We start from the raw sequence: 26,675 nt of genomic DNA, 5'->3' as shown, positions 1-26,675 counted from the left end.
ACGCCTCACCGCCCACTGTTGACAGCTCAGCGCGCTGACCGTGAAGGTGAGGCATTGCTAATCTTCCGGGCATGACCACCACGAGAACCACCGACCCCAGCCGCCGCGTCACGACCCGCCTGCTCGCCACCCTGTTCACCGCCGGACTCGCCGGGGCCGTCCTCAGCGCCTGCGGCAGCGACGGCGGCAGCGACAGTGACGCAGACGGCTCCGCGACGTCCGGCGAGACCCGCACCGTCGACACGCTGCGCGGCGAGGTGGAGGTTCCGTCCGACCCGCAGAACGTCGTCGCCGTCGACTGGCAGCTTCCCCCGGTGCTGGTCGACCTGGGGATCACCCCCACCGGCATCTACGAGGGCTACTACGAGCAGGACGCCGCGGCGGCGCGTGCGGTGCCCGAACGCTACGTCGACGCCCTCGCCGACTCGACCCGCATCGGCAACTGGGACGCGATCGACGTGGAGACCGTCAGCTCCCTGGAACCCGACCTCATCGTCACCACCGGTGTCGGGCTGGACGACGCGCAGATTGACCGCCTCGCCGACATCGCCCCCGTCGCCCACTTCAGCAGCGAGGACGACGTGGAGTCCCAGCGCCAGCTCGCCGACATCGTCAACCGCTCCGAGGAGTTCGACGAGTTGGAGCAGGCCTTCGACGACAAGGCCGCGGCCGTCGCCGAGGAGCACGCCGACGTGCTGGCAGACTCCGCGTGGGCGTCGGTCAGCGGCAGCCAGGACAACACCTGGTTCGCCGAGGGTGGGCAGACGGCCACGGGCAGCCTGCTGCGCGCGGTCGGTGCCAAGTTCAGCGACGTCGTCGACCCCGACGGCTGGTGGGGTGACCCGCTGTCGTTGGAGAACCTCGACCAGCTCGACGACGCCACCGTTATCCTCTACCCCGCCGAACCGTCCGGCGAGGCCGCCGAGAACTCCCGCCCTCTGCTGGAGAACTCCCGTTTCCGGGCGCTGCCGGCGGTGGAGGCGGACAACCTGTTCGGCTTCACCCAGGGCGGGGCGTCCAACATCGGCTGGGCGACCGACGCCCTCGACGAGATCGACGACATCCTCTCCCAGGTCAGCGCCACGTGAGCGGACGCCACCACCGCTCCCGGGTCCTGGACAAGCAGTGGGTGACCCCGCGCATGGTGCGGCTCACCCTGGACTGCGGTGCGGACTTCGTGCCCACCGGTACCGACAGCCACGTGGCCGTCTACTTCTACCCTCCCGAGGCCCGGGTACCGGCGGAGTTCACCGCCGAGAACCTCACCGACCTGCACCGGTTCGCCTCACCGCAGGTCCGCCGCTACACGGTGCGCAACGTGTGCAACATGACGGACACCGGTACCGGTGCCGCCACGATCGACCTCGACGTCGTCGTCCACGAGCCGGCCGGCCTGGCCTCCGGGTGGGCCCGCGACGCCGTGGTCGGTGACGAGGTGCTGTGGTGGGGCCCGACCGAGGCCTGGCACCTGCCCGAGCAGACACGTGAGCTGGTGCTCGTCGCCGACGAGACGGGCCTGCCGGCGGTGGCGGAGATCCTGGCCGTCTGCCCGGACGAGGTGCGCACCCATGTTCTCGCCCTGGTCGACGACGAGCGCGACGAACCCTACCTCGCCACCACCGGACAGGAGCAACAGGCACAGCTGACATGGATCCACCGGGGCCCGGCCGCCGGCGTCGTCCCGAAGGAGTTACCCCGCGCCCTCGACAACCTCCTCGCCGCCGTGACCGCGAACGCGACCGGACCGGTGTCCCTGTGGGCGGGCGTGGAGTTCGCCGAGGCCGGCACGCTCCGCCGCCACTTCTCCGACCTGGAGAGGAGCCACTCCCACGTGACGTCGTACTGGATCCACGGCCAGGCGCAGGACGCCCGCCCCGACGCCCGCAACCGCCGGCGCAACCTCGCCAACCGGGCCGAACACCCCGACGAGGCCGCAGCACACCTCACCCCGCCTCACCCCGCGAAGTAGCTCGCCGGGGTCGTTCCGAAGTGACGGCGGAAGGCACTGGTGAACCCGTTGGTGCTGGAATAGCCCATCCGCGCGGCCACCGACGCTACCGGCACCCGGTCGGCCAGCAACGGCAACGAGCGGTACAGACGGACCTGCGCGCGCCACGCAGAGAACGTCATCCCCGTGTCGGCGAGGAAGGCGCGCTGGATCGTGCGCTCGCTGGAGTGCAGCCGGTGGGCCCACTCGTCCAGGGCGTGCGGCGCGCCGGGATCCTCCAGCACCGCCGAGGCCACCGAGCGTGCCCTCGGGTCATCGGGCATCGGCAGGTCGACGCCCACCGCGTCGGCCGGGGCGAGCACGCTGAGCAGGGTGGCGCGGGCATGGCGGGCGGCAACGTCGTCCAGGTCGTCTCTGGCGAGGTGACGCACCAGCTCCCCGGCCAGCGGGCCCATACGCAGCACGGTCAACCCCTCCCAGGCGACCTCGCACTCCTCCTCCCACAGGTAGGCGCAGAAGAGCTCTGTGCCGGCGGGGGTGCGCACGTCGTGCACCTCCTCGGCGGGGATCCACAGCGCCTGCGACGGGGCCAGGATCCACCGGCGCTCCCCGCCGGTGCCGACGAACACGGCGATCTGCCCGCGGTCGGCCCACACGATCTGGGCCTTGAGGTGACTGTGCGGCCCGAACACCAGGTCACCGGCCGGGTCGTCCTCGCCGCCGAAATGCTCCACCCAGATGCACTCACCGTCGCGCAGCCCGTACTCCGACATCAGGACGCTCCCCGTCCGATCCACGCCGCCCACAGCTCGGCGTAGCGTCCACCGGCACCGACGAGCTCCTCGTGGGTGCCGGACTCCACCACCCGTCCGTGTTCCATCACCATCACCCGGTCGGCCAGGCGCGCCTGTGACAGGCGGTGGGCGATGACCAGTGCTCCCCTGCCGCGGATCACCGCGGCGGAGGCGTCCTCCAGCTCCCGGGAGTTCGCCGACCCGGCCTCGGCGGTGGCCTCGTCGAGAACCACGTAGGACGGATCGAGCACCTGCAGGCGCACCAGCGCCAGGTGCTGCTCCTGGTGGGTGCTCAGCCGGTGGCCCGCCTCGCCGACCTCGGTGGACAGCCCGTCCGGCAGGTCGTGGACCCAGCCCGCACCGGCGGCATGCAGGGCAGCCTCGACCCGCTGCCCGGCGTCCTCCCCTGCGACGCCCAGCGTGATGTTCTGCCACACGGTGCCGGCGAAGACGTGGCTGTGCTGGGAGGCCAGGCACACCCGCGGGCGCAGGTCGGCCGGCGCCAGGGCTCCGAGGTCGACCCCGTCCAGGGTGGCGCGCCCCTCCTGCACGGGCAGTACCCCGGCGAGCAGGCGGGCGACGGTCGTCTTGCCCGCCCCCGTCGAACCGACCAGGGCGACGGACTCACCCGGCGCGACCGTCACGTCGACGTCGGTGAGCACGCGGTGCGTCCCGTCGAAGCTGTGCCCGACGCCAGCCAGGCGCAGCCCCGTCGCGTCCTGCCCCGTACCGTCCTGCGCGGTGACGTCACACCCTGCCGCACGCACCTGCGCCTGGGTCACCCCGGCCAGCCGACGCAGCGCGACCCCGGCCTCCTGCACGGTGCCGAAGGTCTGGAACACGGTGGCCACCGGGTCGAAGAGTCGGTGGTAGAGCAGGGCGGCGGCGGTCACCGCGCCGACGGTCGTCCACCCGGCGTCGACCACGACGAACCCGACGACGAGCACGGCGGCGGTGGCCACGAACTCGGCGCGGTTGTTGCGTGCGAAGAAGCGGGTCAGCATGCGCCACACCGTGTTCTCCACCCGGCGCGACTCATCGGACGCCGCGTCGAGCCGGGCGGTCTCCCGCGCGCCCCAGCCCTGGGCGGTGAGTGTCTCGCGACCGTTGGCCGCGTCGAGGAATGCGGCGGTGCGACGCCCCAGGATCTCACGCTCCTCCAGGTAGAGCGGCCCACTGCGCGGCAGGTACCAGCGCAGCGCCATCACGTAGAGCGGGATGCCCGCCAGTCCGGCGAGACCGAGCGTCCAGTGCAGGGCGAACAGGCCGGGCACGGACACCACCAGCAGGGTCCCCGCCGACAGCACCGTGGGCAGCACGAAGGCGACGGCGTTGGAGATCAACCGGGAGTCGTCGCTGACCCGGGACACCAGCTCACCCACTCCGGCCTCCTCCAGCACGCCGGCCTCGAGGTCGAGCGCATGGTCGACGGCGTCCTCACGCAGGGCACCGACGGTGGGCTGGGCGACGCGGGCGAAGAGCACCATGCCCACCCACGCCAGCGCGGCGTTGAGCACGATCGCACCACCCATGAGCGACAGGGGCAGGACCACGTCGGCCATGGAGGCCCCCGCGGCGGACAGCCGGTCGACCATCCACCCGATCATCAGCGGCGGTACCACCGCGCAGGCGCTGGACGCGAGGGCGACCAGCAGCGCCAGCGCCACGAGCCACCGGTGCGGGCGCAACCGTGCCCACAGGAAACGCCAGGCGGCACGGGCGTCGGCGGTGGGAAGAGCAGTGGGGAGTGTGGGATTCGGCTCGGCGCTCACCGGGTCACCACCTCCCGGTAGTCGGCGTCGGCACACAGTTCCCGGTGTCCCGCCACACTCACCGAACCCTCGCGCACGAACACCACGGTGTCGGCGACGGCCAGCAGGCTCGGCGCGGTGGTGACGACCACCGCCGTGCCCTGGTCACCGCCGCCGCGCAACTCACGCAACCCGTCGGCGATGCGCGCCTCGGTCACCGAGTCCACCGCCGTGGTGGGGTCCACCAGCACCCGTGCAAGGGCGCCGCCGTGCAGGGCGCGTGCCAGGGCGATGCGTTGACGTTGCCCGCCGGACAGGTTCGCCCCCTCACCGTCCACCCTGTGGTCCAGGCCGTCGGCGAACAGGTCGACGAGCTCGTCGACGCCGCTGGCGCGCAGGACGTCCTGCGACACAGTGTCCCCATCGCTACCCGTGATGTTGCTGCGTACCGTGCCCCGGAACAGGTGGGCCTCGTGCGGGGAGACGCGCAGCACGCCCGGCAGCACCGCCGGGTCGACACCCGCGACGTCCTGCCCGTCGAGGAACAGCCGGCCGCCACCGGCGGAACCCAGGGCGTCCAGCACACCCCTGCGCGCCTGCGGCGAGGCGCACACCACGGCGGTCAACGCGCCGGGTGCGCAGTGCAGCGGCTCCCCGTCGCGCGGCAGGACGGTCAGGGTGCGGTCGGCGTCCCCGCCACCCGCCGTCTCGCCGCTACCTCCGTCCCGATGCGCGACAGGTGCGTCCACCCCGTCGGTGAAGTCGGCGATACGCGCCGCCGACGCCGACGAGCGGGTATAGGACTCCACGACGTGCACGATGATGCCCAACGGGGTGGCCAGGAACGAGGTCACACCCAGCACGCCGACCATCGTGCCCACGGTCATCGCCCCGTCGACCACCCGGACGGCGCTGAATACCGCGGCGACGAGGAGCACCACACCGGTCAGCAGCACCTGGGCGCCCTCGACGCGCCCGGACGCCGCGGCGGAGTCGACCCCGGCGGTGGCCGCGGCACGGCTGCGCCGGGCGTACCAGCCGGCCGCCGTGGACTCGCCGCCGATACCGCGCAGCACCTCCACCCCACGCAGGATGTCCGCGGCCGACGCCCCGGCCGCGGCGATGCCGCTCTGCTGGCTGTGGGTCGTGGCCGACAGCCGCGGCATCAACCACCGCAGGGCGAACAGGGACAGCGGGGACACCAGGACCACCGCCACCCCGACCCAGAGGTCCGCCCACAGCAGGTAGCCGGCGGAGACCAGCAGGCCGAGCACCGCCGACCCGCCCATGGCGATCTGCATGATCACGCTGCTGGCGTTGTCGCTGTCGGCCGCCGAGAGGGCGGCGACCTCGCCGGCAGGACGCTGGGGGTGCTGGGCATCACCGGTACGCGCGGGCGCGAGGGCGGCGGCGGTGACCCGGCAGCGCAGCAGGTGCTTCTGCCGGTTCATCGCGTAGGTGCCGACCCGTGAACCCCACATGAAGCCGAAGCTGAGCATGGCGAAGCAGGCTGCCAGCACCACCAGCCACAGCACCAGGGCCGAGAGGTCGGACGGCCCGACGGCCTCGTCGACGGTCGCGCCGATCACCGCCGGGACCAGCGCCTCGCCCACCGACCAGCCGGTCAGCAGGGCCGCGGCACCGAGGATCGGGCCGCGTTCCTGCCGGATGACCGTGGTCAGCAGGGACCGTCCGCCATGTCGCCTCTGTTGGGTGTCAGTATCCACCCCGACATTCTATGCCAGTCTGTGTCAGCCTTTGTCAGCGACGCATCGGGACCGCACAGTCGGCCCGGACGTCGTCACGCACCACTCCCCAACCCTGCAGACGGGCGAAGAGCAGGCAGCCCAGACAGATCCCGAGGAAACCCTCCAGGGACGCCGCGACGACGAGCAGCAGGAGCACCACGTCCGACGCCCCGGTCAGGCCCGCGACGCGCAGGCCGAGCGCGGCCGCGGAGAACACCAGGCCGATAGTCTGGGCGAACCGTTTCGGCGCCCCGCCGACCATCACCGGTTCCCCGAAGACCCGCGGGGCCAACCACCGCACGCTCAGCTGTCCGAAGGGGTCGAAACGGGGTCCGGCGAGGACCCGGAGGACGAATCCGGCCAGGAGCAGTGAACCGGCCACCAGCGCCGCGACGTCCAGCCCCGCCCGCGACAGGGCCACGGTGACCAGTGCCAGGACCACAACGAGCATCGCCGTGGTCCGCGCCGCGCGGTCGTTGACCACCGGTGGGAACCACCACAACGAGCGGATCCCGCCGGGCGGTTGCGCATTCGGCGCATTCGGCGCAGACGCCACAGCGTCCTGCCCGGCGATGAAGCCGGGGCGCTGGCGTCCCAGGCGGTTCAGTTCGGTGAGCTGCTCGTCCATGACTCCAAGAAGCTACCCCCGTCGGCTCCCGGGGGCCAGGGTTGCGCTCACCGGGAAACCGCGTACCCCCCTACTTCTACTTCTTGCGGCCGCGCTTCTCGCGCACGCGCACGGCGATGCGCACCGGCGATCCCTCGAAACCGAAGGACTCACGCAGTCGCCGCTCCAGGAACCGACGGTAGCCGTGCTCCAGGAAACCGGTGGTGAACAGCACGATCACCGGCGGCTCGGAGGATGCCTGGGTGGCGAAGAGCACCCGGGGCAGACGTCCGCCGCGCATCGGCGGCGGGGTCTGGGCGATCACCGCACGCAGCCAGGTGTTCAGCTGGCCGGTCGGGATGCGCTGATCCCAGCTGTCCAGCGCCTCGATCATCGCCGGCTCCAGCCGCTGCAGGGCACGGCCGGTCTTCGCGGAGATGTTGACCCGCCGGGCCCACGGCACGTGGGCCAGCTGCAGGTCGATCTCGCGCTCCAGGTCTTCACGCCGGTCTTCGTCGACCAGGTCCCACTTGTTGTAGGCCACCACCAGGGCACGACCGGAGTCCAGGATCATCCGCAGCACCCGCTGGTCCTGCTCGGCGATCGGCTCGGAGGCATCCACCAGGAAGATCACGACCTCGGAGGCGTCGATCGCCGCGCGGGTACGCAGTGAGGCGTAGAACTCGTGGCCGCGGGCGGTCTTGACCTTCTTGCGGATACCGGCGGTGTCCACGAAGCGCCAGGTTCGTTCGTCGAGGTCCACCACCGAGTCCACCGGGTCCACGGTGGTGCCGGCGACATTGTCGACCACCGAGCGCTCTTCGCCGGTGATCTTGTTCAGCAGCGAGGATTTGCCCACGTTCGGGCGTCCCACCAGTGCCACTCGGCGCGGCCCGGTGACCACCGACTTCTGCCGGGGCTCGTCCGGGAACGATGCCAGCACCTTGTCCATGACGTCCGCGGCACCGCGACCGTGCTGCGCAGACACCGGGAAAGGATCATCCAGGCCCAGGGACCAGAACTCGGCCATGTCCGCGAACTGCGAGTCGGAGTCGACCTTGTTGGCCACCAGCACCACCGGGATCGCGGAGCGCTGCAGTCGGCGGGCGATCAGCTCATCGGTGGAGGTGATGCCGACCTTGGTGTCCACGACGAAGACGATGACGTCGGCGGTGGCCATGGCGGTCTCCGCCTGGCGGGCGATCGCGCCGTGGATGCCCTTGGCGTCCGGGTCCCAGCCGCCGGTGTCCTGGACCCAGAACCGTCGTCCGCCCCAATCGGCAAGGTAGGAGATCCGGTCGCGGGTGACACCCGGGAAGTCCTCGACGACGGCCTCGCGGCGTCCGATGAAGCGGTTGACCAGGGTGGACTTGCCCACGTTGGGCCGTCCCACGATGGCCACGGTGCACAGTGCCTCCTGCTCGGCCTGCTCGTCGCCGAGCACGCCGAAGGCGTCCTCCACCGCGGACCAGTCGGTGTCCTCGGCATCTGCGGTGAGCAGGTCGAAGGAGTCAATGTCGGGGGTGTAGGCGGATTCTGCACCATCGACGAAGTCGTCCTCGTCGTAGTCCTCGAAGAACTCCTCCTCGGAGGAGATGTAATCCTCCTCGGCCACGATGTCGTCGAACTCGGTGTCGTCGACCGTGACCTCGCTGACCTCAGCAGCATCGTCCGATTCGCTACTGCCGGCATTGCCGTCGTTGAGCACGGTGCCGTCGGTGGTGCGGAACACCAACTCCTCCGGCTCCTCGGCGGACGCAGCATCGGACGCGCTGGCGGTGCCGGACTCCACGACGAGGCCGACGATGGTGTCCAGTACCTGGTCGACATCCATGTCACCGGTGTCGATGAGGTTGGCGTCGTTGGCAGGACGCAGCGGCGAGACCGTACGGGAGGAGTCCGCGGCGTCGCGGCGCTCCACGTCCGCCAGGACGGCGTCGAAGTCGACCTCACGGCCGGCAGAAACATCCTGGTCGTAACGGCGGCGTGCCCGGATTTCCGCACTGGCGGTCATGTAGATCTTGCAGGCAGCCTCGGGGAACACCGCGGTACCGATGTCTCGGCCCTCGACGACGCAGCGTCCGGCATCCAGCGCCAGGGAGCGCTGCAGGGCGACGAGGTTTTCACGGACCTCGGGGATCGCCGAGACCGCGGAGACGTGCTGGGTGACATCCGCACCGCGGATCTCACCGGAGACGTCCTCACCATCGAGGAGCACCTCGGTGGAGGTCGGGTCCTCGTTGACCACCAGGGGCAGGTCCGCGGTGGCGGCGATGACGGCGTCGGCGAAGTCCTCGGACTCCGGGTCGATGCCGTTGCGTAGGACATGCAGGGTGGCGACCCGGTACATCGCACCGGTGTCCAGGTACTTCGCGTCGGCGATCTGGGCCAGCCGACGGCTGACGGTGGACTTGCCGGTGCCGGACGGCCCGTCGATGGCGACGATGAAGCCGCCGCCGGGGACATTCTCGACCGCTGTGATGGCGGGGGCGGGCTGGGTGCTGCTCACAGTGGGGTTCTCCTTCATCATCACAGCTGGACGGCGTTGTAGAGGCTGGTCAGCTCGGAACGGTTCAGGGCACGCAGGGTGCCGGGCTTCTGCTCACCGAGCTGGACGGTGTGGACCTTGGTGCGCACCAGAGCCTGGACCGGGAAACCGGCCTCCTTGAGCATGCGACGCACGATGTGCTTGCGACCCTCGTGGATCTCAAGCTTGATCAGGGACTTGCCCTGCCACACGTCGATGATCTGTACGTAGTCGGCACGGGCGATGCCGTCCTCCAGGTCCACACCCTCCTTGAGCTTCTGGACCAGGGCGCGGTCGGCCTCGCCCAGCACGGTGGCCAGGTAGGTCTTGGAGATCTCGTAGCGCGGGTGCATCAGTCGGTTGGCCAGCTCACCGTCATTGGTGAGCAGCAGCAGACCCTCGGTCTGGGCGTCGAGACGTCCGACGTGGAAAAGTCGCTGACCGGCGGCGATGCGCTCGCCGACAAGATCGTAGAGACAGGGGCGACCGAACTCGTCGTGCATCGTGGAGTGGATGCCGCGCGGCTTGTTCAGCGCGAAGGTGACGATCTCCTCGTCGGCGATGACGCGGACACCGTCGACGCGGATGACGTCGTTCTCCGGGTCGACACGCATGCCCTGCGAGGTGACGATGGTGCCGTTGACCTCGACACGGCCGGCCTCGATGAGCTTCTCACTCATCCGGCGGGAGGCGACACCGGCAGCGGCGAGGACCTTCTGCAGGCGGGTCTTCTCCGCGTCCGACTTGGACGCCTTCTTCTTCTGGTTCCCCTGTGCCCCGGCCTTCTTCGGGGGCTTACGGTCCGCCACATGCTGGTGGCGGGCGGGACGCGCATTGGAGATGTAGTTCTCTGCGTCCCTGACGTTTTCGTTGCGTTCCGGTGTGCCGTCTCGGCGAGCGGGCTTGCTCACGGTATCCTCAAAATCTTTCTGATGCCGCGGTCGCGGCATGGTCGAGGGATGTTCAATTGTCTAGCCGGTCAGTGTAGCCGTTCTCCTGCCGTAAGGACACTTCGACGATGACGGATTCACCTGGTGGCCGACAGGAAACTTCTCCTCCATTTCCCATTCGGCACATGTCATCACTCTGTATTGTTCACTCCACGAAACGAGACGACACCACCTTCCCCTCCGGCGACAGCGACTGCGCCGCATGGCTGTACCGCCCCGCCTACATCGAAAGCGATGACTCCAGTCCTCGTCCGATCGTCGTCATGGCCCACGGTCTGGGAGGCGTCAAGGAGATGCGACTGGACGCTTTCGCCGAACGCTTCACTGAGGCTGGTTACCTCTGCCTCGTCTTCGACTACCGACACTTCGGGGCCAGCGGCGGCCCGCCCCGTCAGCTGCTCAGCGTCCGCCGTCAACGGGAGGACTGGAAGGCTGCGGTCACCCACGCCCGCACCATCGACGGGGCCGACCCCGAGCGCGTCATTGTGTGGGGCACCTCCTTTGGCGGCGGACACGCCATGGCAACTGCAGCCGATGACCCGAGCATCGCCGCAGCGGTGGCACAGTGCCCATTCACCTCGGGTCTGTCCTCCTCCTTGGCGATCCCGACTCTGACCGCAGCGAAGATCGGTGTCCTCGCCGTGCGTGACATCGTGGCGAACCTGCGGGGAAAGGATCCGGTCATGGTGCCCGCCTACGCCGGCCCGGGTGAGACCGCGCTGATGTCGGCCCCGGACGTCGTGGCCGGTTGCGAGGCCCTCATCCCCGACGGTTACGACCTGGACAATGCGATCACCGCCCGTTTCGCGCTCGACATCATCCGGAGCTTCCCGGGATCGCGTCTGAAGGACGTCACCTGCCCCATCCACGTCGCGGTCTGCACCCAGGATTCGGTCGCCCCTCCCGGCCCCACCACCCGCTACCTGGAGAAGGCACCCACCGCCGAGCCGGTGTTCCTCGACGAGAACCACTTCAGCATCTACGTCGGCGAGGCGTTCGAGAACAATGTCGCCCAGCAGCTGGAGTTCCTCGCCCGGCACGTCCCGGCGAACTGACCGGCCAGTCCCCGATCAGTCCAGGTCGATACCGTCGACGTCCGGCAGCAGCGGGGCAAGGTTCGGAAGCTGCTCCAGTGACTCCATCCCGAGCTGCTCCAGGAACAGGTCGGTGGTCGCGTACAGGTGGGCTCCACCGACCTCGCCGGTGACGCCGACCTCGGCGATCAACCCGCGCAGGGTGAGCGTTCGCATCACTCCGTCGCAGTTCACCCCACGGATCCCGGCGACCTGGGACCGGGTCACCGGCTGTCGGTAAGCCACCACGGCCAGCGTCTCCAACGCTGCCCGGGACAGCCGCTGCTGGGCACCGTCGAGGATCTTCGCCTCGACCACCGGCGAGTTCTCCCGTCGGGTGTAGAGCCGCCACAGCCCCTCACGTTCCCGCAGCTCGAACCCCATTCCCCGGTCGGAGAACTCGGTGGCGATCTCGGCCAGCGCGGCGGCGACGTCCTCCTCGGACTGTTCCAGCACCCTCGCGAAATCTGCCGCGCTGGTCGGCTCGTCCGCGACCAGCAGCAGCGACTCCACCTGGCTACGCACCAGGCTCACCGGATCCCGTGATGTCTCCGACATATCTTCCATCCCTTCGACTTCCCGCACTCAACTGTCAGTCCCAGTTACTTGCTGCAACCACGGCCGGGTCAACATCCAACCCGGTCCACGCCACCGACATCTCCTCCAGCGGCTCGGCCTGTTCGATGCCCACCGCCCGGGCCTTGTAGAGCTCCAGCAGGGCCAGGAAGCGTCCGATCACCGTCATCGACACATCGCAGTCGGAGATCAGGGTACTGAAACTGACCCAGGTGTCCGCCCCGGCGACACGCAGCGTGGAGAGGATATGGCCGGCCTGCTCCGGAACCGACACCGCCTGGACATGCAGGTGCGAAGTCGACACCTCGCTGGGCTTCGGACGGAACACGGCGGCGGCCATCTCGGCGAAGCTCTCCGGGGTCATTCCGATCTCCACCGGCGGCATGAGATCCACGAACTGCTCCTCCGGGGACAACTGCACCGGATAACGCCGGGCGGCGTCGCGCTGCCATTCAGCGAACAGGTCCGCCACCGACTTATAGGCCTTGTACTGGAGCAGTCGGGCGAACAGCAGGTCACGGGACTCCAGCAGCGCGAGATCCTCCTCGTTCTCCACCTCGCCGCGGGGCACCAGCCGGGCGGCCTTGAGGTCCAGCAGGGTCGAGGCGACCACAAGGAACTCGGTGACCTCGTCGAGGTCGTCCACACTGCCGGTCAGGGTGCGGGTGTAGGCGATGAACTCGTCGGTGACGGTGGCCAACGCCACCTCGGTGACGTCCATCCGGTGCGAGTGGATCAGCTGCAGCAGCAGGTCGAAGGGCCCGTCGAAGTTCGCCAGCGCAACCTGGAAGCCGGTGAGTTCGGGCTGTTCCATGGTCTCGGGCTCGTCGACCACTCCGACAGTGTCCGCCACGGTCGACCTACGACCGCTCGACGACCTCGGCCGCCAGATCAAGGTACTGCTGCGCGCCGTCGGAGGCCGGTGCCCAGCTGGTGATCGGCTCACCGGCGACCGAGGTCTCCGGGAAGCGCACCGTGCGGGTGATGACGGTGTCGAAGACCTTGTCGCCGAAGAACTCCACGACCCGGTCCATCACCTCGCGGGAGTGGTTGGTGCGCCGGTCGAACATGGTCACCAGGATCCCGAGGACCTCCAGCCGGAAGTTCAGCCGGTCGCGCACCTTCTCCACCGTGTCGGTGAGCAGCGCCAGTCCACGCAGCGCGAAGTACTCGCACTCCATCGGGATGATCACGCTGTCGGCACAGCTCAGTGCATTGACCGTGAGCAGGCCGAGGGAGGGCTGGCAGTCCACGATGATGTAGTCGTAGTCGTTCATCACCGGGCGCAGAGCACGGGCCAGTGCCTGCTCGCGGCCGACCTCGTTGACCAGCTGGATCTCCGCGGCAGACAGGTCGATGTTCGCCGGAACCACGTCGAGTCCCTCCACCGGGCTGCGGTGCAGTGCCTCGTGGATGGTGGCGGAGTGGTCGACCAACAGGTTGTAGACGGTGATGTCGAGCTCTTCGTGGTCTATGCCCAACCCGGCGGACAACGCGCCCTGCGGGTCCAGGTCGACGAGCAGCACCTTGCGACCGTACTCGGCCAGTGCGGCACCCATGTTGATGGTCGAGGTGGTCTTGCCCACCCCGCCTTTCTGGTTGCACATCGCGATGATGGTCGCCGGGCCATGACGGTCCAACGGAGCCGGGCGCGGGATCTCGCGCAGCGGTCGACCGGTCAGCCCCAGCTGGGGCTTGTCGAACAGCCCACCCTCGGCGTCAGCTGCCTCGCCCATGGCCGTGTCACGCTCCCTCCGGGTCGCTGTCGATGAATAACACGATTCAGATTATCACGGTCGTGATCACGCACGCGGGTGTGACTCCGCCCAGCTCTCCCGCAACAGGTCCGGTGAGACCTTCGTGTAGATCTGGGTGGTCGACACACTTGAATGGCCCAGCAGCTCCTGCACCACCCGCACATCCGCCCCGCCGGTGAGCAGGTGGGTGGCGAAACTGTGCCGCAGACTGTGCGGCGAGACCTCCGGCAGCCCGGCCCTCTGCGCGGCAGTGGTGATGATCTTGTGGCCGCTCTGCCTGGTCAGCCGTCCGCCACGGGCGGTGAGGAACAACGCGCTGGCGTCCGCCCCGGTGCGGCTGCGGGCAGCCAGGTCGGGACGCGCCCGTCGCAGGTAGGCGTCCACCGCCTGCAGTGCGGGATCGCCGACGGGGAGGACGCGTTCCTTGTCCCCCTTGCCTCGCACCAGCAGCGTCGCGGCCAGTTGGTCGGCGCCGTCGCCGCGGACGTGGTTGCGGACGTCAGTGCGCACATCGAGGTCGTCGAGGTCGAGGTCACAGATCTCACTGATCCGCGCCCCGGTCGAGTACAGCAGCTCCACGACCGCCCGGTCGCGCAGTTGCAGCGGGCCCGCCGCCGGACCGTCCGGGCAGGCCTCGATCAAGGCCACAACCTGGTCGACGGTCAACGCCTTGGGAAGATCGCGTCGCCCCGGTGCCAGCGGGATATCCGCCACCACGTCCGGCAGGCCACTGTTCGCGGCAGTGAAGCGGTGCAGGCCCCGGACGGCACTGAGAATCCGGGCGACGGTGGACTGGGCCAGCGGCGCCCCCCCGGTCACGGGGTGGCCTTTGCGCAGGTCCATGATGAAATCCTCGACGTCGCCGGTGGACACCGAGGTCATATCCAGTGAGCGCGACGCCAACCAGTGGAGGTAGCGGTCGATGTCCCGGGAGTAGTTGTCCAGGGTGTTGCGGCTGCGGCCGCGTTCGGTGCGAAGATGCCGGAACCAGGCGCGGGCGCGTCGCTGGTCCTCTTCGGATGCCCCCGCCGGGGCGGGTGTCGAGCTGTCCTCAGCGGACATGCTTGAGGTCCGTGCCGGCCGGCTGCCCCGGACTACGTCGCTCGATCAGTCCGGAGTGGTGGTGGTAGGTCTCGGATACATCGCGGCGGGTGCCGGCGTGCAGGTGCAGCAGGCCAGCCACGGCGATGACATTCTCGATCTTTCCGGTCTGCACCCATTGCACCGCCTCATCGACCGGCAGCCAGAGGCTGGTCATGTCCGCCTCCTCACCGCTGGCCTGCTCCAGCTCGGCGGCATCGTCGGCGGTGATGTTGCGGACATCCTCGGCGAGGAAGATGCGGCACATCTCCTCACTGATCCCCGGAGAGGTACTCACGTCCCCCAGCAGTGACCAGGTGTCCGCGGTCAGTCCGGCCTCCTCCGCCAGTTCGCGCTGCGCGGTGGCCAGGGCGTCCTCCCCCGCCATGTCCAGCAACCCGGCAGGCAGTTCCCAGAGGTAGCGTCCGACCGGCCGACGGTACTGGCGGACCAGCATGACCTCCGGCCCGGTGTCGCCCTGACGGACCGCGACAACGGCCGCGGCACCGAAATGCTCGATGACCTCCCGGTCGACCTCTCCGGTGGCGGTGGTGATCCGGTCACGACGCACCGCAATGACCGCGGTGTCCACCAGCACCTCGCTGGAGAGGGTGCGGTACAGCTCAGTCATCGTGGCGGCTCCTGGGCGATGCTCTAGCGCCCGGAGCGCTTGTTCTCGACCGCGGCGTGGATCAGGCCGGCGAACAGCGGGTGCGGGCGGGTCGGACGCGACTTGTACTCCGGGTGCGCCTGGGTGGCGACCAGGTAGGGGTGGATCTCGGTCGGGTACTCGACGAACTCGACCAGGGTTCCGTCCGGCGAGGTGCCGGAGAACTGCAGGCCGGAACCCTCGGTGATCTGCTCACGGTAAGCGTTGTTGACCTCGAAGCGGTGACGGTGGCGCTCGGAGACCTCGGTCTCGCCGTAGGCCTCGGCGACAACCGACCCCTCCGCCAAGGACGCGGGGTAGGCGCCCAGACGCATCGTGCCGCCCAGGTCGGCCTCGCCGGACACGGCGGCCTGCTGCTCGGCCATGGTGGAGATCACCGGGGCGGTGGTGTTCTCGTCGAACTCGGTGGACGAGGCGTCCTCGACACCGGCGGCACGGGCCGCCTCGATCACGGTGCACTGCAGGCCGAGGCAGATACCCAGCATCGGCACCTTGTTCTCGCGGCAGTAGGTCACCGCGGCGATCTTGCCCTCGATGCCCCGGACACCGAATCCGCCCGGGACGACGACCGCGTCGACGTCGCCGAGTGCGGCAGCCGCACCCTCCGGGGTCGCGCAGTCGTCGGCGGCAACCCAGCGGATGTCTGCCTTGTGCCGCTCACCGAAGGCGCCGGCGCGGATCGCCTCGGCGACCGACAGGTAGGCGTCCGGCAGGTCGATGTACTTGCCTACCAGGGCGACGGTGATCTCACCCTCGGGGTTGTGCACCCGGTCGAGCAGGTCGCCCCACACGGTCCAGTCCACGTCACGGAACGGCAGGTTCAGCTTGCGGATGAGGAACGAGTCGAGGTGCTCACGGTAGAGGACCTGCGGGATGTTGTAGATAGAGGAGGAGTCCGCGCAGGACACCACGCCCTCCTCCTCCACGTCGGTCATCATCGCGATCTTCTTCTTCAGACCCTGCGGGACCTCACGGTCACACCGCAGGACGATCGAGTCCGGGATGATACCGATGCTGCGCAGCTCGGCCACCGAGTGCTGGGTCGGCTTGGTCTTCAGCTCACCGGAGGGAGCCAGGTAGGGCACCAGGGAGACATGGATGAAGAAGATGTTCTCCCGGCCGACCTCGTGGCGCACCTGGCGGGCGGCCTCCAGGAAGGGCTGGGACTCGATGTCACCGACGGTGCCGCCGATCTCCGAGATGACCACGTCCGGCTTCACACCGTCGGCGCCCGGCTCGGCCTGGGCCAGGATGCGGGACTTGATCTCGTCGGTGATGTGCGGGATGACCTGGACGGTCTTGCCCAGGAACTCGCCGCGACGCTCCTTGGCGATGACGGTGGAGTACACCTTGCCGGTGGTGACGTTGGCGTTCTGGGTCAGGCTACGGTCCAGGAAACGCTCGTAGTGCCCCAGGTCGAGGTCAGTCTCGGCACCGTCGTCGGTGACGAAGACCTCACCGTGCTCGAAGGGGTTCATCGTGCCCGGATCGACGTTAAGGTACGGGTCCAGCTTCTGCATGGTGACCGTGAGCCCCCGGGAGACGAGCAGCTGGCCGAGGCTAGCGGCAGTCAGTCCCTTCCCCAGTGAGGACACGACACCGCCGGTGACGAAAATGAACTTGGTGTGCTGTTCGGTGCGGCCTTGTGACACGTCAACTCCCGTAATGGATCCGGATAAAACCTACGGGGCTTCAATCTAACACAGCTTGGCGTTCTAGCCCGCACCGACGGTGGTCGCTGCGGCGCTCGGGGTCACCCCGTAGGACCCCGAATTGCCGTCGAGTTGCTCAGCTACCGCACGGACGGTGGTGATCCGGCCTGCGACATCGGAGACATGGTCGACTGTACTGATGCTCTCGGTCGCACCCTGATCGGCCCGGATCAGGCCGATGGCGCCGTTGGGCTCGGCCGAACCCTGTCCGCCGGCCAGCACAACACCACCGGTGGTGGCGTCGAGACCAGCGGTGAGATCGGCGACGAAACGGGTCGAGTAATTACCGTCCCCGTCGCCCTCTGAGGCATCACCAGTGACGACCACGACGGCATCGACCTCACCGTCGACGGCGGAGATCGCCTCAGCGCCGTCGGCGAAGAAACCGGCGTTGTCCAGTGCGCCGACGACCACGGCCCGGTCGGACTCGCTGGCATCTCCGAGAGTCTGACCCAGCAGCTCGCCGGTGTGGTAGCCGGGGTCCAACCGGTCCTCGGAGAGCGAGGCCCCGGCCGGCAGCGAAGAGGCGGCGATGGACTTCAGCTGGTCGCCGGAGCCCGGGGCGGTGGCGTCCTCACTGAGCTGCACGGTGCCGGCAGCCTCTCCCCCGGCGGTCGCGATCAACTCGCCGACACCGGTCACCGCAGCCTCATCGGTGTCGGCGGTGGCGAGCACCAGGACGTTCTCCCCGTCCAGGACTCCGTCGAGGATCCCCTCGACGGAGCCGTCGAGCAGTTCGTCCGCACCTCCGACGGAGGCCTCCGCGCGGTCGGCACGCACGGTCTCGGCGTCCAACTCGGTCCGGGTCTCACTGTCGACCGCGGTAGGGCCGCCCTCGACGTTGGGTGCCAGGACGTAGAAGCCCAGCAGCGTTCCGGCGGCGATGCCTGCCGCGGCCAGACCCGTTCCCTTACCCGCGCTCATCAGAAGAGGTCCTGGAAACGCAGGGCGATGTTGTTCCAGCTGTCGATGAGGTTGTCCACGAAGCCTTCGGAACCACTGAGCCCGGCGATGAGCACGATCACCACGAGCGCCAGCAGGACACCGAGGACTGCCCACAGCCAGCCACCGCCGGAGCGGGACACGCGGTAGAGCTCGGCGACAGCACCGGAGTCGACCAGTCGGCCCCCGACACGCAGTCGCGACAGCATCGCCGAGGGGGTGTCCGGGGACTGGGCGGTGTCGAAGATCCGGTCCAGGTCCAGGGTGGGTCCAAGGTTCACCACCATCGACGCACCGTGGTAGTCGGCCAGCAGCAGGGCCAGATCGGTGGCATCGGAGGTCGCCGCCGGGAAAGTCATCGCGCCGATACCGAGATCCTGGATCCGCTCCAGGCCCGGGGCGTGACCGTCCGGCTCGGCCGGGAGGATCACCGTGGCACCGGAGTTCAGTGCCTCGGTGGAGATCACCTCGGGGTCACCGACGATGACCTGCGGCTTGTAGCCCTGCTTGATCACGGCGTCCACCGCCGTGTCGACGGCGATGATGATCGGGTCGTACTCGCGGATGAAGTAGCGCAGCGACTTGATCTTCTCGTCCAGCTGCGGATCGGAGCTGATGACCAGGACCTTGCGGTCGTCCATGTCCACACCGGTCTCCGGCACGCCGAGGCCATCGATCAACAGCGGAGCCTCGGAACGGACGAACTCGGCGGTGTTGCCGGTGAAGGCCTCCATGTGGTCGGCGAGCGCGTCACGTGCCTCGGTGAACCGGGTGGACGCGGTGTTCTCGTCGAGGAGGTCGCCCTTGCCGATCGACCGGTCGCCGTAGAGGACCTTGCCCTCGTGCAGGCGGCCCTTCTTGCCGTTCTTCACCCGTTCGACGATGCCGGGGTCGGCGTTCTCCACCAGGGTGATGTCGGCGTCCAGCAGCATCTGCGGGCCGAAGTTGGGGACGTTGCCCGTGGTGAAGGCGGCGGTGTTGACCACGGCAGACACCTGGGCGTCAATGAGTTTCTGGGCCAGTGCCCGGCTCACATCAGGTTGGTCGATGACGGCGATGTCACCCTCGTGCAGGCGTCCGGTGCCCTTGTTCCCGGTGCAGTCCCGGGTGTGGCCGTGGATGCCGGGGGTGTCGGTACGGGAGAAGATCATGCGCACCATTGTGACCGGAGTGACTGGCTGGACTCGGTAGGCGCGCCGTAAGGGGGGTGAGGCTTCTTTCGGGATACCTACTCAGGGCAGCCTCGTCCCGCGCCTTCTACAACGCCTTGTCCAGTACGTTATCCACTGCCTTATCCAACGCGGTCGCCAAGGCGGAGACCGGACGGGTGTCTAGCCTGGCCAGGACCACCGGGACCCGTACCGTCGGGTCCGCCAGTCCACGCACCCGCAGACGCTGGCCTACTCCCGCTGCTCCCCCGATTCCCCCGGCTTCCCCGGTTCCTCCGGTACCGTCCGCGGGCACGACCGCCGCCCACCGCCCGGTGGCGGCCAGGGCGCGCAGCGCTTCCACCGAGTCCGCCTCGGCCGCCGGTGCCACAGGCACGCCCGCATCGGCCATCGCCCGGTCGAACTCCTCGCGCGCCCGCATCCCCGGGGACAACACCGCCACGGGAGTATCCACCAGATCCGCGCCGGTCATCATGGTCTTGTCCTCCGGCACGAGATCCTCGGCGGCGAGCAGCACGAAATCCACCGAACCCAGGTCAGTGACGTGCAGCCCTGTCACAGACTGCGCGGATCCCAGCGCCGGGTGGATGATCCCGGCATCCAGTTCCGCGGACTGCAGCTTCGCGAGGATCTCCTCGCTGCGCAGCCCGGCGACCAGGTCAACGCTGACTCCGGGGTTCTCCCGGCACAATGCCTCAAGCACCGCCGTACCGCGGCTCAGTCCAGCGGGGATGACACCGAGGCGCACCGTGGTCTCCAGCTGCCCACGCCGGGCCGAAAGGTCCTCCACCAGGGCACGGTGGTCGGTGACGATACGTCGGGCGTAGCTGAGCACCAGTTCGCCTTCCGGGGTCAGCCCACGGTAGGTCGAGCGGCCGCGGTTGACCAACGGCACCTTGAGCTCGGCCTCGAGCTTGCGGATCGCCTCCGACAGCGTCGAGGTGGTGACGAAGCAGGATGCCGCGGCGCGTCCGAAATGGCGCTCACGGGCCAGCGCCTCGAAGTAGCGCAGTTGGGTGAGCAGCATCTAGGCGCCTGCTCCGGAGTCGGCCGGGACGGGGGCAGGAAGCTCCTGTTTGGCGGCCCGGGCCGTGGCGAGCAGCTCCTCGGCGTGGGCGCGTCCGGTGTCGGACTCCAGGCCGGCGAGCATCCGGGACAGTTCCTCGACCCGCTCATCGGCGTCCAGGGTGCTGACGCGGGAGACCACGGAGTCGTCGGTGGCGGATTTGGCGACGTGCACGTGCGCGTCGGCGAAGGCGGCGACCTGAGGCAGGTGGGTGACCACGATGACCTGGTTGTCCACGGCCAGCCGGGCCAGACGTCTGCCGATCTCCACCGCGGCGCGTCCACCGACCCCGGAGTCGACCTCGTCGAAGACCATGGTGCGCCCGCTCCCGGCGAGGATGACCTCCAGGGCCAGCATGACCCGGGACAGTTCACCACCGGAGGCGGTCGCCGCCAACGACGAGGGCTTCCCACCCTGCACCAGCAGGAACTCGACGGTGTCGATCCCGTCAGGTCCGCAGTCGGCGGTGCCCGGTGTCCCCACCGCGGTGACCTCGACGCGGAAGGAGGCGCTCATGTGGAGTCCGGTGATCTCGGTGCTTACGGCCTCGGCGAAGCGCCGTGCGGCCTCCTGCCGGGCGCCCGAGAGTGTCCGGGCGGCCTCGAGCATGGCCTCGCCGGCGGCGGTGACCTTCTCGGCGAGTTCGGAGAGGGCGTCGCCGGAGACGTCGATCTGTGCCAGACGTTCCCGGGCGCGGTCGCGCCAGAGCAGCGCACCGTCGGCACCGGTGGTGCCGGGCAGGGTGCCGGGCAGGGTGTCGGGCGGGGTGTCGGGCGGGGTGATGTCTGGGGCACCGTCCGGGGAGTCCACGGAGGAGGCCTCGGCGTACTTGTGCAGTTCGCGGAGTTCCTGCTGGCGTGACAGCAGCCCCTCCAGACTTTCCGGGTCCGGGACATTGGACAGTGCCGCGCCGATCTCGGTGGAGATGTCACCGACGTCGGCGAGTACGCCTTCCAGGCGGGTGACCAGCCCGGCGAACCGGGGTTCGGAACCGGCCACACCACGCAGCGCGTCCACCGCAGCGGTCAGTGCGTCCACCGCCGAACCTCCGTCGCCGACGGCGGCCTCGTCCCCACCGTCGATGGCGTCGAGGGCGGCGGACGCTGCGGTGCGCACGTCGTCGGCATCCTGCAGTCGACTCACCGTGGCCTTGATCTCGTCTTCTTCCCCGGGCTGGGGGTCCACCCCGTCGATCTCGTCCAGGGCGCGCCGAAGGTTGTCGGTCTCCAGGGTCAGCTCCCGGCGACGCAACGTGCGTTCATTGAGGTCTCTGGCCAGCGTGGCCCACTCTCGCCGCAGCCGGCGGTAGTCGCGGCGGGCATCGTCCAGTCCGGCGAAGCGGTCCAGGTTGCGCAGCTGACGGGTGGGGTCGAGCAACTGCAACTGATCCGACTGTCCGTGGATGGTCAGCAGTCGGGAGGCGACGTCGGCGAGCACCCCGGCGGCGACGGTGCGTCCGGCAAGGTGGGCGCGGGAACGTCCGGAGGCGTTGACGGAGCGGGAGACCACGACATCACCCTCGTCGACGTACCCGCCGACGTTCTCGACGAGTTCCTGGACCTTGGCGTCGTCGCCGGTGTGGAAGACACCGTCGACGGTGGCCCGGTCGGTGCCGGCGCGCACCCGCTGGGCGTCCGCCCTCGCACCGGAGAGCAACTTCAGGCCGGTGACCACCATGGTCTTGCCGGCGCCGGTCTCACCGGTGACCACGGTGAAGCCCTCGGCGAACTCGGCGACGGCTTCCTCGATGACTCCCAGATTGCGGATCTGCAGCTCAGTCAGCATGCGCGTCACCGTCGCGGCCCACGCCACCCCGTCACCGGGAGGCGGAACTTCTGCACGAGACGGTCGGTGAAGGGCTCGGTGTCCAGGCGTACCCAGCGTACGTCCTGCGGACCCCGGCGGATCTCCACCCGGGCACCAGGCGGCATGTGGATCTGACGGAAGCCGTCCATCACCGCGGTCGCCGGCGAGGTCTGCGGGTTGGTCTCCACCGCGACCGTCGAGTCCGGGCTGACCACCAGCGGTCGGGCGAAGAGGGTGTGGGCGTTGGACGGCACCACCAGGATCGACGCGAGCTCCGGCCAGAGGATGGGCCCGCCGGCGGAGAAGGCGTAGGCGGTGGAACCGGTGGGCGTGGAGACCAGCACGCCGTCGCAACCGAAGGAACTCACCGGACGCTGGTCGACCTCCAGGATCGTGTCCAGCACGCCCTGACGGTTCATGTTCTCCACCGAGCACTCGTTGAGCGCCCAACCGGTGCCCAGCACGCGGCCGTCGATGTCGCGGGCGGTGATCGAGAGCGTCATGCGGTTCTCGATGCGGTAGTCCCCGGCGATCACCCGGTCCAGGGCCTCCTCCAGGGAGTCCTGCTCCCATTCGGCGAGGAAGCCGATGTGTCCGAGGTTCACGCCGAGGACGGGGACGTCCTGGGCGTGGGCGATGTCCGCGGCGCGCAGGAATGTGCCGTCACCACCCAGGACGAGCACCAGGTCGACGCCTTTGGCCGCGTCGGTGGTGTGCCCGTAGCGCGGGAAGCGGCCGAGGATCTCGTGGCGGGCGACTGGCGCTGGGTCGCCGGTGGACATGACCCGCACGGTGAGTCCGCCGTCGGCGAGCCGCTGGGCTGCTGTGGCCGCCATGCTCAGTTTGTCGGACGCGCCCGTGTGCGCGACGAGCAGCACCTCCCGGACGGGGGCAGCAGCGTCGGCGATCTGCTCACCGCCGTCCTCGGCCGGGGTGGCGGCGGTATTGTTGACCTCGTTGACCTCAGTCACTGCGGACCCTCCTTCACTGCGTCGGCGACCATCGCTTCCAGGGCCTCATCGGACGGCGCGGTTGCCCCGCCGTCCTTGACCAGCCACAGAAAGTATTCCACGTTTCCGCTGGGACCGGGCAATGGTGAGGCGGTGACGGCTCTGGTCGACAGCCCGTGGCGTTGCGCCGCGCGGGCTACATTCAGTGTAGCTTCGACCCGAAGTGCCGGGTCCCGAACGACCCCACCATGTCCCAGCCGGTTCTTCCCCACCTCGAACTGGGGTTTGACCATCGGCAACAGGTGCCCACCGTCGGCCACGCACTCTGCCAGGGCCGGAAGCACCAGTTCAATGGAGATGAAGGACAGGTCACCGACCATCGCATCGGCAGGTCCACCGAGCTGGTCGGCGGTGAGGGTGCGCACGTTGGTGCGGTCCAGGACGGTCACCCGGTCGTCATTCTGCAGCCGCCAGATCAGCTGGCCGTAGCCCACGTCGACGGCCAGGACCTCAGCGGCTTCACGGTCCAGGCAGACATCGGTGAATCCACCGGTGGATGCACCGGCGTCCAGGATCCGGCGTCCGGCCAGGGTGAGTCCGTCCGGTTCAAAGGCCGCCAGGGCCCCGAGCAGTTTGTGTGCCCCGCGTGACGCCCAGCGGTCATCCTCACTGGCTGCCACCCGGATAGAGACGTCCCCGTCGACTCCGGTGGCGGGTTTCGTGGCGAGGATGCCGTTGACGCTGACCCGACCGGCCTGGATCATCTCGCGGGCGTGTTCGCGGGAGCGTGCGTCCTTGCGCTTGACCAGTTCGGCGTCGAGACGCTGCAGTCGTCTTCCCTTGTTCTGCTTCGCCATCAGCGCCCCTCAAGTGCGTCGTTGATCAGTCGGTGAGCCTGCTCCAGCAGCGCTGCTTCGTCGTTGCCCTCGGCGTCGGATGACAGCAACCGGTCGACCTCGGCGACCAGCTCGTCGACGTTGGTCGGTGCCCCGGGAACGGGTGTGCTGCGTTCGGGCTCAGTCTGGTCGGTCACCGCCATGCCTCCAAGGCTTCGGCTGCGGCAGTATCACCGTCGGCGGGGTGGACCTGTGGTGCCTCCGCGCCGGCGTCCAGCGCCGCCCACGACAGTGGGGCCGCGACGGCAACGGCCTCTGCGGCCATCACCGCTACCGGTCCGGTCTCACCGGAGTGCACGATGATCGCCGTGGGGTCATCGAGGGTGCCCGTCGTGGCATTCCACCCGGTGAGGTGGTCGCGCAGATTCGCCGCAATGTGGGTTGGTCGGTGCTCGGTGGTGAGCAACTGGGTGTGGGTCGCCACACCGGTGAGCACGCAGAGCGTGTCGATACCGGCGGCGATTCCTCCGGCGATGTCGGTGTCGAGGCGATCTCCGACGGCCAGTGGGTGCTTTGCTCCGGTGTTCGCCACAGCGGTGTCGAACATGGGGGCCAGTGGCTTGCCTGCGCTGTACGGGGTCACCCCGGTGGCGCTGGTGACGGCGGCGACCATGGAGCCGTTACCGACGAGGAATCCTCGTTCGGAGGGCAGCGTGTTGTCGAGGTTCGAGGCGACGTGCAGTGCCCCGGCACGGATCGCCAGGGCTGCCTCGGAGAGTTCCGCCCATCCGTTGTCGGGGCTGTGGCCCTGCAGGACCACGTCCGGTGTGCCTTGCGGACCATCCGCAGAATCGACGAGAGTGAACCCGGCCTGTCGGGCGAGTTCCCGGAAAGACTCCGCTCCGACGACATAGGCACGTGGATCCGTGCGCCCCTCGAGCAGACCGGCGGCCAGGACGCACGCAGCCTGGGCCGAGGTCAGGACGTCATCGGCGGTGGCGGAGAAACCGAGGGAGCTGAGGTGCTCGGCGACCTGGCCGGGTGAACGGGAGGCGTTGTTGGTGATGAACACCAGTCGCCGACCGTCCAGCCCCTGATGGGCACCGTCGATCGCACTACCGCCGGCGAAGACGGTCCCGTCAAGGTCGACCAGCAGGACGTCGTAGCCGTCCAGTACGTCGAGGCCAGCCTGGGCCGGTCCGCGTGTGGTCATGACTAGGCGCCCCCGAGCTCGCGCAGACGCTCGTCGGTGTCGAGGACGTTCTCGGTGTCCATGTCCTTGGCACGGTTGAACCACTGGCGTGCCTGGTCGAGGTCGCCGGTGGCCAACAGGGCGTCGGCGAAGGCGTAGGTCACACGCAGAGCGGTAACCGGGGGAAGATCGGTCGACTCGGACTCGGGGCGGAGAGTCTCCAGGGCCGCGCTGTAGTCGCCGAGGTCATGGTGGGCTCCGGCGATCACGATAGCCAGCTCAGCGCGGCCTTCCTCGTCGAGTTCCTCAGCCTCAGGCGTCTGGCCGAGTTCGATGGCCTTCTCCGGTTTGCCGAGGCCGCGCTCGCAGTCGGCCATGACCGCGAGCAGGCCCGGGCCACCGGCCATACGGCGTGCGGCACGCAGCTCGGAGAGAGCTTCCTTCCACTCGCCGGCGTGGTAGGCGGCGATGCCGAGGGTCTCGCGGGTGATCGAGACACGACCACCGCGGTCCTTGGCGGCGCGGGCGTGGGCGAGGGCCTTGTCGGCGTCGCTGTCCATCAGAGCTGCGGCCATGATCAGATGGCCGGCAACCTTGTCGGCATTGTCCTTGGACAGGCTCCGAAGCTCCTGGCGGACGCCTGGGTCAAGCTCCTTCGGGTTGACGTCGGAGGGGATCGCGGGCTCGTTGTCACGGAGGTTGAGACGTTCCTCGCGGTAGCCGGAGCGCTGCGGGCCGTTGTGGCGGTCGCGACGACGATCGTCATGCTGGCCGGCACCACCGCGATTGGCGTGTTGCGGACGGCCGCCGCGGTTGTCTCCACCACGACGATCATCGCGGCGCCCACCTCGGCGGTCGTTCCGGCGGTCATCACGGTAGCCCCCACGACGGTCATCGCGACGGTCGTCACGACGGTCGTCACGACGGTCGTCACGACGGTCATTGCGGCCGCCGCCCTGGTATCCACCGCGACGGTCGTCCCGGCGGTCATCGCGGTATCCCCCACGACGGTCGTCCCGGCGGTCACCACGGTATCCCCCACGGCGATCATCGCGACGGTCATTACGGCCGCCGCCCTGGTATCCACCGCGACGGTCGTCCCGGCGGTCATCGCGGTGTCCCCCACGGCGGTCATCCCGACGGTCGTCGCGGTATCCGCCGCGCTGACCTCCCCTGTTATCTCCTCCACGTCGGTCGTTACCGCCGCGGTTGTAGCCTCCCTGACCGTTGCGACCGCTGTGGGAGGAGCGGTTGTCGCCCCCCTGATGACCGCGCGATCGATTGTCGCCGGAAGACTCGCTCATGTGTTTCCTCTTTCTCACAGTATGTACCTCACCGATTCTAGGTGAGGGCGCCCGGACAGCCAACCATTGGTGCACGGTGGTCTGGGGAGACCTCCTCCGGTGGAATCCACCGAAGGATGGGGGTGCAGTTGCACCCCGTTGCACGAAGAAAGACCCCGGTTGCAGACGACGGTGATGTCATCAGCAACCGGGGCCCAACCCCATTCTTCAAATTTAA

At 68.9% G+C, this 26,675-nt stretch carries 24 protein-coding genes; 3 read left to right on the top strand and 21 right to left on the bottom strand.

Features of this window, described 5'->3' with window-relative positions; genetic code table 11:
- Window positions 1–71: 71 nt before the first annotated feature.
- Window positions 72–1,088 carry an ABC transporter substrate-binding protein gene (locus tag ACTXPP_RS07945; protein ID WP_301443600.1) on the top strand — a complete coding sequence of 339 codons (1,017 nt, stop codon included), beginning with the start codon at window positions 72–74 and terminating at the stop codon, window positions 1,086–1,088.
- Window positions 1,085–1,969: a siderophore-interacting protein gene (locus ACTXPP_RS07940; protein ID WP_301443599.1), complete on the top strand. Its 885-nt coding sequence runs from the start codon at window positions 1,085–1,087 to the stop codon at window positions 1,967–1,969. The genes ACTXPP_RS07945 and ACTXPP_RS07940 overlap by 4 nt, the downstream gene beginning before the upstream one ends.
- Here the strand turns inward: ACTXPP_RS07940 and ACTXPP_RS07935 are convergent.
- From ACTXPP_RS07935 to ACTXPP_RS07910, 6 genes are all read right to left on the bottom strand, one after another.
- Window positions 1,954–2,721 carry a helix-turn-helix transcriptional regulator gene (locus ACTXPP_RS07935; protein ID WP_441579821.1) on the bottom strand — a complete coding sequence of 256 codons (768 nt, stop codon included), beginning with the start codon at window positions 2,719–2,721 and terminating at the stop codon, window positions 1,954–1,956. The genes ACTXPP_RS07940 and ACTXPP_RS07935 overlap by 16 nt on opposite strands.
- A complete protein-coding gene (locus ACTXPP_RS07930) occupies window positions 2,721–4,514 on the bottom strand; it encodes an ABC transporter ATP-binding protein (protein WP_301443597.1) in 1,794 nt (597 codons plus the stop codon). Before ACTXPP_RS07930 ends, ACTXPP_RS07935 begins: the two co-directional genes overlap by 1 nt.
- Complete coding sequence (locus tag ACTXPP_RS07925) at window positions 4,511–6,220, bottom strand: ABC transporter transmembrane domain-containing protein (RefSeq protein ID WP_441579820.1); 1,710 nt, start codon at window positions 6,218–6,220, stop codon at window positions 4,511–4,513. Before ACTXPP_RS07925 ends, ACTXPP_RS07930 begins: the two co-directional genes overlap by 4 nt.
- A 34-nt stretch (window positions 6,221–6,254) precedes the next feature.
- On the bottom strand, window positions 6,255–6,869 hold the full coding sequence (locus ACTXPP_RS07920; protein ID WP_301444126.1) for a DUF4395 domain-containing protein: 615 nt from the start codon (window positions 6,867–6,869) through the stop codon (window positions 6,255–6,257).
- A gap of 76 nt (window positions 6,870–6,945) precedes the next feature.
- The gene (der, locus tag ACTXPP_RS07915; protein ID WP_443341748.1) at window positions 6,946–9,375 is read right to left on the bottom strand and encodes a bifunctional cytidylate kinase/GTPase Der; all 2,430 of its coding nucleotides are present in this window, start codon (window positions 9,373–9,375) and stop codon (window positions 6,946–6,948) included.
- A gap of 2 nt (window positions 9,376–9,377) precedes the next feature.
- Entirely contained in the window at window positions 9,378–10,286 is a 909-nt protein-coding gene (locus ACTXPP_RS07910; protein WP_301499002.1) for a pseudouridine synthase, read from the bottom strand.
- 164 nt (window positions 10,287–10,450) lie between these two features.
- Between ACTXPP_RS07910 and ACTXPP_RS07905 the strand changes: the two genes are divergently transcribed.
- Entirely contained in the window at window positions 10,451–11,380 is a 930-nt protein-coding gene (locus ACTXPP_RS07905; RefSeq protein ID WP_443341668.1) for an alpha/beta hydrolase, read from the top strand.
- Window positions 11,381–11,395: 15 nt separating this feature from the next.
- On the opposite strand, the gene scpB is transcribed toward ACTXPP_RS07905, so the two are convergent.
- The 15 genes from scpB to ACTXPP_RS07830 all read right to left on the bottom strand — a co-directional run bounded on the left by scpB (window position 11,396) and on the right by ACTXPP_RS07830 (window position 26,458).
- Window positions 11,396–11,956, bottom strand: coding sequence for an SMC-Scp complex subunit ScpB (gene scpB, locus ACTXPP_RS07900; protein WP_301520225.1), 561 nt, complete (start codon window positions 11,954–11,956; stop codon window positions 11,396–11,398).
- Between the two features lie 34 nt (window positions 11,957–11,990).
- Window positions 11,991–12,788, bottom strand: coding sequence for a segregation and condensation protein A (locus ACTXPP_RS07895; RefSeq protein WP_443341747.1), 798 nt, complete (start codon window positions 12,786–12,788; stop codon window positions 11,991–11,993).
- Between the two features lie 46 nt (window positions 12,789–12,834).
- Complete coding sequence (locus tag ACTXPP_RS07890; protein WP_443341665.1) at window positions 12,835–13,710, bottom strand: ParA family protein; 876 nt, start codon at window positions 13,708–13,710, stop codon at window positions 12,835–12,837.
- Window positions 13,711–13,776: 66 nt separating this feature from the next.
- Window positions 13,777–14,793: a tyrosine recombinase gene (locus ACTXPP_RS07885; RefSeq protein WP_443341663.1), complete on the bottom strand. Its 1,017-nt coding sequence runs from the start codon at window positions 14,791–14,793 to the stop codon at window positions 13,777–13,779.
- Window positions 14,783–15,442, bottom strand: coding sequence for an NUDIX domain-containing protein (locus ACTXPP_RS07880; RefSeq protein ID WP_443341661.1), 660 nt, complete (start codon window positions 15,440–15,442; stop codon window positions 14,783–14,785). Before ACTXPP_RS07880 ends, ACTXPP_RS07885 begins: the two co-directional genes overlap by 11 nt.
- A gap of 23 nt (window positions 15,443–15,465) precedes the next feature.
- Window positions 15,466–17,133 carry a CTP synthase gene (gene pyrG / locus ACTXPP_RS07875; RefSeq protein WP_443341659.1) on the bottom strand — a complete coding sequence of 556 codons (1,668 nt, stop codon included), beginning with the start codon at window positions 17,131–17,133 and terminating at the stop codon, window positions 15,466–15,468.
- A gap of 63 nt (window positions 17,134–17,196) precedes the next feature.
- On the bottom strand, window positions 17,197–18,117 hold the full coding sequence (locus ACTXPP_RS07870) for a copper transporter (protein WP_443341657.1): 921 nt from the start codon (window positions 18,115–18,117) through the stop codon (window positions 17,197–17,199).
- A complete protein-coding gene (gene steA / locus ACTXPP_RS07865; protein WP_443341655.1) occupies window positions 18,117–19,295 on the bottom strand; it encodes a putative cytokinetic ring protein SteA in 1,179 nt (392 codons plus the stop codon). Before steA ends, ACTXPP_RS07870 begins: the two co-directional genes overlap by 1 nt.
- A gap of 97 nt (window positions 19,296–19,392) precedes the next feature.
- Window positions 19,393–20,331 carry a LysR family transcriptional regulator gene (locus ACTXPP_RS07860; RefSeq protein WP_301521071.1) on the bottom strand — a complete coding sequence of 313 codons (939 nt, stop codon included), beginning with the start codon at window positions 20,329–20,331 and terminating at the stop codon, window positions 19,393–19,395.
- Complete coding sequence (locus tag ACTXPP_RS07855; RefSeq protein WP_443341653.1) at window positions 20,332–22,155, bottom strand: DNA repair protein RecN; 1,824 nt, start codon at window positions 22,153–22,155, stop codon at window positions 20,332–20,334.
- Between the two features lie 5 nt (window positions 22,156–22,160).
- Window positions 22,161–23,084, bottom strand: a complete 924-nt coding sequence (locus ACTXPP_RS07850; protein ID WP_301498254.1) for an NAD kinase — start codon at window positions 23,082–23,084, stop codon at window positions 22,161–22,163.
- A 59-nt stretch (window positions 23,085–23,143) separates the two neighbouring features.
- Window positions 23,144–23,983, bottom strand: a complete 840-nt coding sequence (locus ACTXPP_RS07845) for a TlyA family RNA methyltransferase (RefSeq protein WP_301498248.1) — start codon at window positions 23,981–23,983, stop codon at window positions 23,144–23,146.
- Complete coding sequence (locus tag ACTXPP_RS07840; protein WP_301498249.1) at window positions 23,983–24,159, bottom strand: hypothetical protein; 177 nt, start codon at window positions 24,157–24,159, stop codon at window positions 23,983–23,985. The genes ACTXPP_RS07845 and ACTXPP_RS07840 overlap by 1 nt, the downstream gene beginning before the upstream one ends.
- Window positions 24,156–25,175 (bottom strand): HAD-IIA family hydrolase, encoded by a 1,020-nt coding sequence (locus ACTXPP_RS07835; protein ID WP_443341649.1) that lies wholly within the window; start codon window positions 25,173–25,175, stop codon window positions 24,156–24,158. The genes ACTXPP_RS07840 and ACTXPP_RS07835 overlap by 4 nt, the downstream gene beginning before the upstream one ends.
- A 2-nt stretch (window positions 25,176–25,177) precedes the next feature.
- A complete protein-coding gene (locus tag ACTXPP_RS07830) occupies window positions 25,178–26,458 on the bottom strand; it encodes a tetratricopeptide repeat protein (RefSeq protein ID WP_443341648.1) in 1,281 nt (426 codons plus the stop codon).
- Window positions 26,459–26,675: the final 217 nt, after the last annotated feature.

The organism is Candidatus Corynebacterium faecigallinarum (genome assembly GCF_052264515.1).
In the GTDB taxonomy this organism is placed as follows: Bacteria; Actinomycetota; Actinomycetes; order Mycobacteriales; family Mycobacteriaceae; genus Corynebacterium; species Corynebacterium faecigallinarum.
Note: the sequence above shows the minus strand (reverse complement) of the source record. Positions and strands in the feature narration are given on the sequence as shown.